The following is a 12,804-nucleotide window of genomic DNA, read 5'->3' on the forward strand; positions in this document are numbered from 1 at the left end:
TAGAAGCTTCCAGGCCAACAAGAACTGCGGGAACCGCAGGGATCGCTTGCTCAACTTCACTTCGGATGAGGTGATTACGCAAGAATCTCCCACTTCAACGCAAATGCGTAAGTGGGGGAGTGTTCAAGGACACCGCCAAACCCTGAATCCAGTGGATAGTGCCGCTGCACGCGCTTAAGGTCCGCTTATTTACGGAGGTTCAGCGGATAACGCTCACGCAGGTATACTTACTTCAACCCACTCATGCGCTCCAGCTTGTCGCGCGTTCGCGATGGGAACAGCTGCAGCGACGATTCGGAGCCTTGCGCGGATTGAAGGGCGGCCATGACGTCGATCTGGCCGAAGCCGAATTCGGCGTCCCTGCCCGTTACACCCAAATCTTTGGCCGTATTGCGGATTAAATCCATCACGTGTTCGTTGTCCAGTCCGGGGTTGGCCGCGCGGACGAGCGAGACGAGCGCGGCGACGTGCGGGCAAGCCATCGACGTGCCCGACAGAGCGGCGTAGCGGCTTCCGGGGTACGTGCTCGGAATGGAGGTGCCAGGGGCCGCGACGTCGATGTAACCGCCGTAGTTGGAATATTCGGCCCGGCTCTCGTCGGGATCGGTTGCCGCTACGGCGAGCACTTCGGGATAAGCCGCCGGAAAGCCCGGACGTTCCGTATTGTCGTTGCCGCTGGCGGCAACGAGCACGACGCCGTTGTCGTGGGCGTACTTGATCGCATCGTGCAGAAACTCTGCCTGCGCATAGTTGCCCAGGCTCATGTTGATGACGTGCGCGCCGTTGTCCGTCGCCCATATGATCCCTTCGGCGACGGAATAGGTGGAGCCCGCGCCCGTATCGTCCAACACTTTAACCGGCATGATCTTCGTATACCAGGTCATGCCGGCGACGCCTTCGTTGTTGTTGACCTCTGCCGCGATAATACCGGCTACGTGCGTGCCGTGTCCGACATCGTCTTCGGGATCGGCGGACGGATCGACGATGTTGACGCCTTTAACGAGACGGCCCTTCAAGTCGGGATGATCGGACTGGACGCCAGTGTCCAGCACTGCGACGACGATGTCCGGACTTCCTTTAGTGACCTTCCAGCCGGTCTCCGTCATGATCTCGGGCAGGTTCCATTGGTATTCCGAATACAGCGTATCGTTGGGAACCAGCGTTTCTTCTCTGTCATCAGCCGCCGCGTTCAAATCCGTTCTCCGGAATTTGGCTCCGTTGGTCAAATACAAATAATGCGGCTCGACGAATACGGGATTCCATTCGCGCTTGAAGTAAGCTTTTAATTCGCCGGTGTTATGCTTCTTGGAGCGGAATACATAGATGCTTCTCGTCTGCTTGACGACGGTCAGGTTGAGCTCCTTGCGCAGTTGCAGCAGCTGCTTCTCCGTCAGCGGCTTGCGGAACTTAACGACGACCTCGTCCACGGAGTAGTGACTGGCGTTGCCGTTGTCTTCTCCGCTGCGCACCGTCGTCTCCGCGTTCGTGCCGGGAACGACCGATTCGATTCGGTAGCGGCCTTCCTGAGGGTACGGGATAAGGCGAAGATTGCGACGCTGGTGCCGCTCGACCGCTTGGATGACTTCCGCGGAGACGAGCGCAACGACGCTGCGTCCGTCGGCATTGCCGATGCGCTCGGCCGTCGCGAAATAGCTTTTGCCGCCTGCGGAGAAGACCGGAGTGGAGAAGCTGGCATTGTTGCGGGCGGCCGATCGCGCGCGGGCCAAATAAGGCAAAGCCCGGGTCAGCGTGTCCGGCGTCAGCGTGCCTGCGCTCTTCTTGTTCCCTTGATCGGCCCATTCGGCATATACGACCTCGGGATGGGCGTGGAGAAGAGCACGCAGAGCGTCGCCCGACGGCGAGCTTTGGCGACGTTTCTCCAGAAACGCGCGGATATCCCGTGCCACCTGGGCTCGCGACAGCCGTTCGGTCGCTTCCATGTCGTTTTTCACCGTTTGCAGTTTATAGGAAGCTTCGGCCTTGGCGCGCGAGGGCGTTTGCGTCCCCGGAAGCGGCGCGGATTCACGATTTTCACGATGTGTGGAGGACGGCATCAGCGGGATGGCGAGCAGAACGACGGCGATTCCCAGCGCGATGCCGGCCCAGGCGTAACGGCGCATGGCGCACCTCTCCTTCAAGCTCCTGGAGCGGAGCCGATTATCTTGTTAGGATGAAGGGACACAGACAAAAATATACGGCACTTTTTGTCCTTGCCAGTACCGTTCGCTAACGATTTATGGTACGATAATGAAAGTTTCGCAACTGACAAGCGGGACTATTTAGCTTGATACCCAACTGCTCCCATAACGATATGCTTTTCGCACAAATGGAAAGGGGATCTATCCATGCCATCCACCAATCTTAAGGCGCTTGCCGAATCCAGCCGGGAGAAACTAAAGGCGGCCATCGATCCGATCGAGCACTTTTTGAACCATCACGCGCTTGAACAGCTCGTCCAGAACGACGATCCGGACAGCGTCGCTTTCTACTCCGGCCTGCTGTCGGATTTGCGCCACTTGCTCGTCTTCTCCGAAGTGGCCTACGAGAAGCTCGGAGCCGTGCTGAGAAGACCTAATCTGGACAACGACTTGGCCGAACGCGCATTGTACGAGGTATACCATAACGGCGTCAATTCGTTCTTCTATCCGAAAAACGAATGCTACTCCGAGGACGGACGTTACGCCTACACGGGACAAGACGCCATCCGCTTCCGGATGAAACCGGTTCGCGCCGCGCGCGACGTCATTCTGTCGATCTCCCGGGTTTACGAGGAGCTTCGCGACGATCTGTCCTATTACGAAAGCGATTATTTGACGCATCGCCGGATGCAAGGACAATCCAAATAACAAATTTGCCTGCAACCTCCGCCCTCCTGACCGGTATACCCCGCTTTAGCGGGAGAAAACTAAGTCAGGGGGGTGATCATTTATGCCGAAAGGCGTAGCTTGCAGCGTAAGCAACTGTTCGTTCTGGAAGGAAGGCAACGCCTGCGGAGCCAGCGAAATCAAGATCGAGGTGGACGCGCACTCCGACCTGCGTTGGAACGAAGAGTTCGCCGAGGAATTCGAGGATCATCGCGACAAAGCGGCGGACTCGTCCGTCACCTGCTGCCTGACGTTTAAGCCGAAGTCGTAAAATAGGTCTTGAGTAGCGCTTGCGATCCTCGGTCGGGACTGGTCGTGCTTCCGGGATTGTTGTACAATGAAATCATCCGATTACAAAAACTGACGACCGGGAGCCAATCGACTTGAACATAACGACGGATCCTCGCCTGCTCAAGCAAATGCTGCTTACCCAATGGATAACGGAATCGAATCCGCTCGGCGGCGGCAAGACCGCTCAAGGGGCATCGGAGCAAAGCGCCGGTGTATTCGATATGCTGCTCAACCAATATACGGCGGATTCGCTCGGTTCCAACTCATCGCAGGCGCTGTCGCTGCAACGGCTGGATGCGTCCGGAAGCTTGTCCGCCTATCCGGCCTACTTGGGAGGAGCGCTGGCCGGCATCGGCGGCTCGTCCTCGGCGTTCGACGATCTGATCGTCGCCGCGGGGCAGAAATACGGCGTAAGCCCCGCACTGATCAAAGGCGTCATTCAATCCGAATCTTCTTTTAATCCGAATGCGGTATCCTCGGCCGGAGCCAAAGGACTTATGCAATTGATGGACGATACGGCGAGAGGGCTCGGAGTGGCCGATTCCTTCAACCCGGCGCAAAATATCGACGGAGGAACGCGATTCCTGTCTTACCTGCTGCGCAAATACGACGGCAACGTCGCGACGGCGCTGGCCGCTTATAACGCGGGCCCGGGACGCGTAGACCGGTTGGGTCTGGAGAATGACCGGGACGTCGAGGCGAATCTGCATTTGCTGCCGGAGGAAACCCAGGGCTACATCCGCAAAGTGCTGAACGCGACCGTCCAGTGGAGCGTCTAACCTACCCTAACTTGGCCGGACCGGGCACAATCCGGAATGGCAACGTCGGCTTTACGGATTAAGACGGGACGGCTGCGGCCGCTGCCCGTCTTTTTAACTTTTCGAATGGAGAACGCCAATGAACACTTATTATTACGACCACTGCGCGTCTTCCCCGATGCCGCAGACGGTTATCGATACGATGAGCGAGCTGATGAAGCTGCATTACGCCAATCCGTCCTCGCTTCATAAATCGGGCGTGGACGCGATGAGGCTGGTCGATCGGGCCCGGGCCAGCGTCGCCGAAAGAATGGGAGCCAAGCCTCAGGAAGTGCTGTTTACGTCCGGAGGAACGGAAAGCAACAACTTGGCGATCAAAGGGCTGCTCGGCAAAACGACCAGATCGGCTAAGCACGCAATCGTATCCTCGGTCGAGCACGCTTCCGTATACGAATGCGCGAAGCAGTTGGAAGCCGAAGGCGCGATCGAATTGACGGTGCTTCCGGTCGATTCCGCCGGCAAGGTCGATCCTAAGGACGTCGCCGCAGCGATCCGGAAGGAGACGGCGATCGTCAGCGTCATGCACGTGAACAACGAGACGGGCGCGATCCAGCCTATCGAAGAAATCGCCCGCATCGTCCGCAAGCATCCGCATGTCCGGTTCCACGTAGACGGGGTGCAGGCGATCGGCAAGGTGCCGCTCAACTGGAGCGGTTCGGGAGTCGACTTGTATACGGGATCGGCTCACAAGTTCGGCGGCCCCAAGGGGATCGGCTTCCTGCTCGCCAAGGAAGGCATCGAGCTCGCGCCTTTGCTGAGCGGAGGCAATCAGGAGAACGGCATGCGCTCGGGCACGCTTAACGTTCCGGCCATCGTCGCGATGTCCCAGGCACTAAGGCTCTCGATGGAAAAAATGGACGCAAGGCGAGAGACGATGTACGCGCTGAGAAGAAGACTGCTGGAACTCGTCGCGGACATTCCCGAGCTACTCGTGAACGGGGTATCCGCCGTCGACGCGGCCATGGAGACCGCTCCGCATGTCGTAAACTTGTCTTATCCCGGAATGCGCCCAGAAGTGATCATCCATATGCTTGAAAGAGAAGGGATCTACGTCTCTACCCAGTCGGCTTGCTCCTCTAAGAGCTTAAAGCCGAGCCGCGTGCTGATGGCGATGGGACATAACGCGGACCGATCTTCGGGAAGCATAAGGATCAGCTTCGGAGACGAACACGGGATGCGGGATATCGAAGTACTTGGCGCCAAGCTGCGATCGGTCGCGGCCGGGTTGAAGCCGCTGGAGAGGACGGGAAAATGAACTACGAACTGGTGCTGGTCCGATTTGGGGAGATCGTCATTAAAGGGCGCAACCGCAATCGCTTCGAGACGATGCTGCTGACGCAGATCCGAATGGCGTTAAAGCCGTTCGAGAAGCTCGAATTCGTCAGAAGCTACGCGAGAGTCTATATTCGCTTAAACGGAGAGAGCTACGATCGGGTCGCGGAGCGGCTGAAGGATATTTTCGGCATTATGAGCTTTAGCCCGGTCATCGGGTCGGAGCTGGAGTTGGAGAAGATTCGGGAAAATTCGCTGCAATTGATCCGCAACTTGAGCGTCCCTCCGAAGACGTTCAAAGTGTCGGTCAACCGCGGCTGGAAGCAGTACCCCCACAATTCCATCGAAATGAATCACTTGGTCGGGTCTCATATTCTGCGCAACACGCCGGACTTGAAAGTCGACGTCCGTCGTCCCGACGTCGAGTTGAAGGTCGATATCCAGAAGGACTCGGCTTACATCTACTGCGAGGTCGTCAAGGGAGCGGGCGGTTTCCCGCTAGGCATGAACGGAAAGGCGATGCTGCTGCTGTCCGGAGGCATTGACAGCCCGGTGGCCGGATGGATGGCGATGCGCAAAGGACTCAGGATAGAGGCAGTTCATTTCCACAGCTATCCGTTCACGAGCGAGCAGGCGAAGGACAAGGTCGTGGCGCTGGCGAGAAGATTGGCGTATTACGGCGGGAAAATCAAGCTGCATCTCGTGCCGTTCACCGAAGTGCAGACGAAGCTGGCGCAGTCCGGCCACGACAGTCTGATCATTACGCTCATGCGAAGAAGCATGCTGCGGATTGCCGAGCGGCTGGCGGGGCAGAACGACGCTCTGGCCGTCGTGACCGGAGACAGTCTCGGACAGGTGGCGAGCCAGACGCTCGGCAGCATGAACGTGATCGGCCGGGCCGGTTCGCTGCCGCTGCTTAGGCCGCTCGTCATGATGGACAAGCAGGATATTATCGACTGCTCGGAGCGGATCGGCACGTACGATACGTCGATTCTGCCTTACGAAGACTGCTGCACGCTGTTCGTGCCGAAATCCCCGGCGATCAATCCGAATCTGAACATCGTCGAGAGAGCCGAGGCGATAATGGGCGCCGAGCTTGAGCGGCTGATCGACGAAGCCGTCCAGGGTACGGAAGTCGTCGTGTTGAAGGACGGCGGGGCGGATGTCGAAGCTTCCGACCGCGAACGGCAAGAGGACGCCTGGTTCTGACAGAAACAAGCCGAGAATCGCGCTAATGCGATTCCCGGCTTTTTTTGGCTGCGAACACGGGGCCGCCCCTGTTCTCGCTCCGAGCGGACTTGCGGGCTTTGACGGAGTTCGTCCACAGGCCGGCGAGCAGGATCGCCACGACGAGCGCGACGACGAATACCCAGTACAAGGCGGGATTGCGGTCGAAGAAAGTGGCGAACTCGCCTTCGTGCGTAATCATTTTGGCGGCCGTGTAAGCAAGGATGCCGGAACCCAGATAGATAATCCAAGGAAATCTGCCGATCAGCCTAATAAACAAAGTGCTTCCCCATACGACGATCGGAATGCTGATCAACAGCCCGAGCACGACGAGGAAATAATCCCCGTGAGCCGCCCCGGCGACGGCGATGACGTTGTCAAGTCCCATCGCCGCGTCCGCGATGACGATCGTGCGCACGGCCGCCCACAGCGTCGCTCCGGCTTTGACGTCTTCGTGCGAGTTTTCCTGAACGAGCAGCTTGTAAGCGATCCACAGCAGCAGTACGCCGCCTACGGCGAGAAGATAAGGAATTTTGAGCAAGCTTACGACGAGCAAGGTGGCTATGATGCGAATCAACACGGCTCCGAACGTTCCCCAGATGACGGCCATCTTCTGCTTATCCTTCGGCAGGCTTCTGGCGGCCAGCCCGATGACGATGGCGTTGTCCCCCGCAAGCAGCAGATCGATGAAGACGATCGTCAGCAGGAGAGACCAGAACTCCAGGCTCAGCACATCCCATCCAAATATGTCCATGATGGATTCCTCCCTTGCGTTTCAAGCAGTTATACGGCGCACCGGCGGCATCGATTCAAAAAAATTACAATTCATATCCCCCTCGGCTTGTACATAAATCTGGTACGAGGGGGTGTGCCGGATGGGTATGATGGAATCCGTGCTCGTATTTCTGGAAATCGTGATGATCAACTTGCTGCTGAGCGGCGATAACGCGATCGTCATCGCCATGGCCGGACGCAGGCTGCCGCCCGAGCAGAGAAGGCGGGCCGTCTGGTGGGGAGCCGCGGCGGCGATCTTCCTTCGGTGCGTGCTGACGCTCGGCGCGATCGCGCTGCTCAACGTTCCGTTTCTGCGGACGGTCGGCGCGGTGCTGCTGATCGCGATCGCTTATCAGCTGCTGATGGACAATAAAGACAAATCGTCGGATACGCAGGCGGCAAGCACGCTCGCCGGCGCGGTGTGGACGATCGTCGTGGCCGATTTCGTCATGAGTCTGGACAACGTGCTGGCCGTCGCTGCCGTCGCGGACGGAGATACCGCGCTGCTGATCATCGGCATCGTGATGAGTATCCCGATTATTATTTGGGGGAGCTCGTTTATTATGCGCATGCTGGACAAACTGCCGGGCTTGGTTTATTTGGGAGGCGGACTGCTCGGCTATACCGCTGCGGAGATGGCGATGGGAGATCCGGGATGGAAGCCGTACCTCCATCTGCTTCCCGCCGATTCGGATAAGCTGATTCCGCTCATAGCCGTCGCCGCGCTGCTCGTCGTCGCTCTGTTCATGCGGAAGAGAGCCCAGCATGCGGGTTAGCGGATGAAGCTTCCCCCAGGAAGCGGAACCGACGACGAATCATGATTTTTTTTGAACGAGCGCTTAAGGGAAAATTTTGCTTTCATGAGCTAGTTTTTTCCCTCGACTTCCATTAAACTAATAGTACGTGTTCAAAAAGTCCGGTTTTCAGCACCGAGAAGGTTGAAAGAAGCTAGGAGATGAGGAGCGGAGCGTAGTGGAAGCTACGTGAGCACCGGAAGAACCGGCTGAATTCAAGATTCGATGTCGAGTCTGCTTCCCGAGAGGTTTCGTGATCAAAAGCGGACTTTTTGAACAACCGCTAATAGAAAAAGCCGTCACCTTTCGTTACCGGAATGTGAGCTGCAGAGAATGAAGTGGGGGAGCCATCGTGAACAGACAGTCCGCAGCAGTCGGAATCGGAGTCGTGGCTGTTGGATTAATCATCTTGCTAGGTAAATTGGGTGTATTCGCGTTTATCGGCGCCGTATTCTGGCCGTTGTTCGTGCTCATTCCGGGCGTGCTGCTGCATGTTCTCTATTTCGGCCGGATCGTTCCGTCGATCGCTTTGATCCCGGCGGGCATTCTCACCGTCGTCTCGATCGTGTTAATGATCGGCAACTGGTTCGGATGGGGGCTGCTGAAGTATCTTTGGCCGCTGTTTCCGTTCGCGATCGCCGTAGGGCTGTACGAATACTATATTTTCGGATACGACCGTTCCAAGCAGCTGTGGATGGCTTCCATCGGACTGGCGGGTTTGTCGCTGCTGTTTTTCGTCATGACGCTGCTGTGGACCTGGGGAATTTACTTGATCGCGATCGCCTTGATCGGCGTGGGCGCGTGGCTTGTCGTTCGCCGTCCCAAAATGTGGTGATAAAAATCACAAGTCATTGCAAGAAATCGATTGGCTTTTCCGCGAACGTAGCGTATAATATAAGGGATGAGGACCAGCGAGCATCTGCGTCGCTGTGTCGATCGTACCGGTAAAGGTTATCAACGTCGGCCTCGTGTCGACGTTTTGTTTTTGGGAACAGGGAGAGCCTGGCGATACGCCGTCGGGTTATCGGAGAGCAAACAGAGACAACAACAAGGAGTGGAATTATGCATTCAAGAGACAAAATTCGCAACATCGCCATTATCGCCCACGTCGATCATGGCAAGACGACGCTGGTAGACCAACTGCTGCGTCAATCCGGAACTTTCCGCGATAACGAACAGCTGCAGGAACGCGCCATGGACTCCAACGATCTGGAGCGCGAACGCGGCATTACGATCCTTGCCAAGAACACGGCCGTCAACTATAAGGATACGTTGATCAATATCGTCGATACGCCGGGACACGCCGACTTCGGAGGCGAGGTCGAACGGATCATGAAGATGGTCGACGGCGTGCTGCTTGTCGTCGACGCTTTCGAAGGCTGCATGCCGCAGACGAAGTTCGTACTGCGCAAAGCGCTTCAGCAAGGACTGACCCCCGTCGTCGTCCTGAACAAGATCGACCGTCCGGCCGCGCGTCCCGCGGAAGTCGTCGACGAAGTGCTCGAGCTGTTCATCGAGCTGGAAGCTTCCGACGAGCAGCTGGACTTCCCGGTCGTGTATGCGTCGGGCCTTAACGGCATCGCCGGCAACACGCCGGACGATCTGCAAGAGACGATGGAGCCGCTCTACGAAATGATTCTGGAACACATTCCGTCGCCGAAAGAAAACCCGGACGAACCTTTGCAGTTTCTCGTCACGCTGCTGGATTACAACGAATATTTGGGGCGCATCGCCATCGGCCGCGTCAACCGCGGTCAAATTCGCCAAGGCCAAGTCGTGGCGGTCATCGATCGCGAGGGAACGGTTAAGCAGTCCCGCATCGAGAAGCTGTTCGGCTTCCAGGGTCTGAAGCGGATCGAAGTGGAAGAGGCGGCCGCAGGCGACATCGTGGCCATCGCCGGACTGAAGGAGATCAACATCGGCGAGACGATCGCCGATCCGGGCAATCCGGAAGCTCTGCCCGTGCTTGCTATCGACGAGCCTACGCTGCAGATGACTTTCCTTGTCAACAACAGCCCGTTCGTCGGACGCGAAGGCAAATGGGTCACTTCCCGCAAGCTGCGCGAACGTCTGTTCAAGGAGATCGAGACGGACGTCAGCTTGAGGGTCGAAGAGACGGACAGCCCCGACGCGTTCATCGTCAGCGGACGCGGCGAGCTGCATCTCGGCATTCTGATCGAGAACATGCGCCGCGAAGGATTCGAGCTGCAAGTGTCCAAGCCGGAAGTTATTCTGAAGGTGATCGACGGCGTGAAGAGCGAGCCGATCGAGCGTCTGCTGATCGACGTGCCGGAAGAGAGCATGGGCGCGGTCATGGAGAGCCTCGGAACGCGCAAGGCGGAAATGGTCAACATGATCAACAACGGCACAGGCCAAGTGCGCCTGGAGTTCCTCATTCCCGCGCGCGGGCTGATCGGCTACCGGACGAACTTCCTGACGCTTACCCGCGGATACGGCGTCATGAACCATGCGTTCGACAGCTACGGACCGATGGTCGGCGGCCAAGTCGGCGGCAGACACCAAGGCGTGCTGATCGCGAGCGAGACGGGCAAGTCGACGATGTACGGCATGCTGTCCGTCGAAGATCGCGGCATTCTGTTCCTGGAACCGGGCCAAGACGTATACGAAGGCATGATCGTCGGCGAGCATACCCGCGATAACGATATTATCGTCAACATCTGCAAAGAGAAGGCGCTCAACAACATTCGTACGGCCAACAAGGAAGAGACGGTCAAGCTGAAGTCGCCTCGTCTTATGTCTCTCGAAGAAGCGCTGGAATATTTGAACGACGACGAGCTGTGCGAGATTACGCCGAAGAGCATTCGTCTACGCAAGAAGCTGCTAAACAAGAGCGAGCGGGACAGAGCCGAGAAGCATCGCCGCATGGCAGAGGCGGGCGTATAAGCGTCGTTAGCGAACGAAAGGGGGATTTTCCATGCAGCAATGGTTTCACGATCACCCGATCATTTCTTACCTTCTCATCGTCGCCTGTACGATCTATATTTTCAATACTGTCTTCAGAGTCGGGAAGCTCCCGATTCTGAAGGAAATTGCCGTCCACGTCGTGCTGGCGATCGGCTGCTTGGTGCTGCTGCTCCTGCAGCTGGACAAGCTGCCGATCATCCAGTGCATGGGAGTTGCGGTCGCCATGATGCTGCTGCTGCGTCTGCGCCAAATGTACGACAAACGCAAAAATTACCGGAAGAATAAGAACGGCGAGGCCCCGCGGGCAGGTTAACTGTCCGCGGTTGCCGGTTATCCGAAAGCGCTGGGAAATGCTGCATAGGGGAGAGGGGAAACCGCCGTGTCTCTGATGGATGCCTTATTTTACTGGCTGCAAATGAAATGGATCGTCTCCGAACGGCCCGACGACGAAGCGGCCAAGGATACGCTTGCCTTTTTCGCGCAAATTTTGTCGGAAGACCATCGGCTGACGTCGTTCGATGTCAGTTCGACGGACGAAGGCAAAGTATACATAACTTATGTCGGAGCCGATGACGGCGCCTCCCGCACGGTCTGGTTCGACCGCGAAGCCGTAGAGCAATTGAATCGGGACATGTTCGGCGAGTCTTCGGGCTGCGGTTCGGATTTCAACACAGAGGACGAGGAGGACCAGGCTTGAGCCAGAACACAACTTTGCCGTCGCGTTCGAGCAGGCGCGCCTCCGTTCCCAAAGCACCGAAGAAGAAACCCGGCGGCGGATTTCGTTGGGGAAGGTTTATTTTCATTATTTTGAGCCTCGCGATCGTGCTGCTTGCAGGGTACGTGGTGTACTTGTATTACGGCTCGTATAAGCCGAATTTGGCCAAAATCGCCAAGCAGGACGACGGTACCGGCGTCCCTATATCGGTTCCGAAGGAGGAGCGCGCGCAGGTCAAGCCGATTTCGCTCGTTCTGCTCGGGCTCGATACGCGAAGCGAGACCGGCAGCATGAATACGGACGTCATGATGGTGGCGGCGTTTAATCCGAAGACGAAAACTGCGACGGTCGTCTCCATTCCGCGGGACAGCACGCTGAACGTGGACGGCTACAAGAAGCATAAGGCGAACGGGTATTACGCCGCTTTCTACATGTACGGCAAAAACAATGAGAAGCTGGAGAAAGAAAGGCTTCCGGGGTACGCGCGGGACGAGACGAAATTGCTGCTGTCGAGGTTCTTCGATATTCCGATCGATTATACGGCGGTCATCGACTTCCAAGGGTTCGTCGACGTGGTCGACGCGCTCGGAGGCGTCACGATCGATGTCGATCAAAATATGCGTTACGTCGATAACGCGGACGGAACGGATATCGACTTGACGAAGGGCGTGCATGAGCTTAACGGGGAGCAGACGCTCGGCTTCGTCCGTTACCGGAAGTCGAACACGAATAAAAATTTCAAACCGACGGCCGAGTCCAGCGATTTCGCCCGCAACGAGCGGCAAAACCAGGTGCTGGGCGCGATCGCCGATCGGATGAAATCGCTCGGCAGCGTGACCAAAGTCGGCGGATTGCTGGACGCGGTCGGCAATAACTTGCGCACCGACATTCCGGCGGTCCAGATCGAGAACATCATCGCTACTTATTTCGGCATCAACCGTTCCGATATCCGGTTTATTCCGTTGACCGGCACGTGGAGAAGTCCGTACGTCTATTTGGACGAGGACAAGTTTGTTGAAGCGAAGCGCGCGCTGAACGAGGAGCTGAATCAGGACGGACGAGGAGGTTCGGCAGAGGTCTCCGGAACTTCTGAGACCTCTGCGTCCGATTCGAAGAATTAATAG

The 12,804-nt window shown here is 57.2% G+C and carries 13 protein-coding genes; 11 read left to right on the plus strand and 2 right to left on the minus strand.

Translation table 11 applies throughout. From position 1 onward, the window contains the following. Positions 1 to 227: 227 nt before the first annotated feature. Positions 228 to 2,120: a S8 family peptidase gene (locus ACESLM_RS06320; protein ID WP_372630731.1), complete on the minus strand. Its 1,893-nt coding sequence runs from the start codon at positions 2,118 to 2,120 to the stop codon at positions 228 to 230. 225 nt (positions 2,121 to 2,345) lie between these two features. On the opposite strand from ACESLM_RS06320, the gene ACESLM_RS06325 reads away from it, so the two are divergent. From ACESLM_RS06325 to thiI, 5 genes are all read left to right on the plus strand, one after another. Further along, positions 2,346 to 2,846, plus strand: a complete 501-nt coding sequence (locus ACESLM_RS06325) for a YpuI family protein (RefSeq protein ID WP_372630732.1) — start codon at positions 2,346 to 2,348, stop codon at positions 2,844 to 2,846. An 82-nt stretch (positions 2,847 to 2,928) separates the two neighbouring features. Then, the gene (locus ACESLM_RS06330; RefSeq protein WP_094041645.1) at positions 2,929 to 3,135 is read left to right on the plus strand and encodes a DUF1540 domain-containing protein; all 207 of its coding nucleotides are present in this window, start codon (positions 2,929 to 2,931) and stop codon (positions 3,133 to 3,135) included. Positions 3,136 to 3,247: 112 nt separating this feature from the next. After that, complete coding sequence (locus ACESLM_RS06335) at positions 3,248 to 3,934, plus strand: lytic transglycosylase domain-containing protein (protein ID WP_372630733.1); 687 nt, start codon at positions 3,248 to 3,250, stop codon at positions 3,932 to 3,934. A 118-nt stretch (positions 3,935 to 4,052) separates the two neighbouring features. Beyond that, positions 4,053 to 5,228 (plus strand): cysteine desulfurase family protein, encoded by a 1,176-nt coding sequence (locus tag ACESLM_RS06340; protein ID WP_372630734.1) that lies wholly within the window; start codon positions 4,053 to 4,055, stop codon positions 5,226 to 5,228. Further along, entirely contained in the window at positions 5,225 to 6,454 is a 1,230-nt protein-coding gene (thiI, locus tag ACESLM_RS06345; protein WP_372630735.1) for a tRNA uracil 4-sulfurtransferase ThiI, read from the plus strand. Before ACESLM_RS06340 ends, thiI begins: the two co-directional genes overlap by 4 nt. Before the next feature lie 22 nt (positions 6,455 to 6,476). On the opposite strand, the gene ACESLM_RS06350 is transcribed toward thiI, so the two are convergent. Then, positions 6,477 to 7,226 carry a TerC family protein gene (locus ACESLM_RS06350; protein ID WP_372630736.1) on the minus strand — a complete coding sequence of 250 codons (750 nt, stop codon included), beginning with the start codon at positions 7,224 to 7,226 and terminating at the stop codon, positions 6,477 to 6,479. Between the two features lie 121 nt (positions 7,227 to 7,347). On the opposite strand from ACESLM_RS06350, the gene ACESLM_RS06355 reads away from it, so the two are divergent. The 6 genes from ACESLM_RS06355 to ACESLM_RS06380 all read left to right on the plus strand — a co-directional run bounded on the left by ACESLM_RS06355 (position 7,348) and on the right by ACESLM_RS06380 (position 12,801). Continuing rightward, entirely contained in the window at positions 7,348 to 8,022 is a 675-nt protein-coding gene (locus tag ACESLM_RS06355) for a TerC family protein (RefSeq protein WP_372630737.1), read from the plus strand. Between the two features lie 370 nt (positions 8,023 to 8,392). After that, positions 8,393 to 8,875: a hypothetical protein gene (locus tag ACESLM_RS06360; protein ID WP_094041642.1), complete on the plus strand. Its 483-nt coding sequence runs from the start codon at positions 8,393 to 8,395 to the stop codon at positions 8,873 to 8,875. A gap of 227 nt (positions 8,876 to 9,102) precedes the next feature. Further along, entirely contained in the window at positions 9,103 to 10,944 is a 1,842-nt protein-coding gene (gene typA / locus ACESLM_RS06365) for a translational GTPase TypA (protein WP_372630738.1), read from the plus strand. A gap of 31 nt (positions 10,945 to 10,975) precedes the next feature. Beyond that, the gene (locus ACESLM_RS06370) at positions 10,976 to 11,278 is read left to right on the plus strand and encodes a YlaH-like family protein (protein ID WP_094041640.1); all 303 of its coding nucleotides are present in this window, start codon (positions 10,976 to 10,978) and stop codon (positions 11,276 to 11,278) included. Between the two features lie 66 nt (positions 11,279 to 11,344). Continuing rightward, positions 11,345 to 11,662 carry a hypothetical protein gene (locus ACESLM_RS06375; protein WP_372630739.1) on the plus strand — a complete coding sequence of 106 codons (318 nt, stop codon included), beginning with the start codon at positions 11,345 to 11,347 and terminating at the stop codon, positions 11,660 to 11,662. Then, positions 11,659 to 12,801, plus strand: a complete 1,143-nt coding sequence (locus ACESLM_RS06380) for an LCP family protein (RefSeq protein WP_372630740.1) — start codon at positions 11,659 to 11,661, stop codon at positions 12,799 to 12,801. Before ACESLM_RS06375 ends, ACESLM_RS06380 begins: the two co-directional genes overlap by 4 nt. Positions 12,802 to 12,804: the final 3 nt, after the last annotated feature.

It is taken from the genome of Cohnella sp. (assembly GCF_041641335.1).
Lineage (GTDB): Bacteria > Bacillota > Bacilli > Paenibacillales > Paenibacillaceae > Cohnella.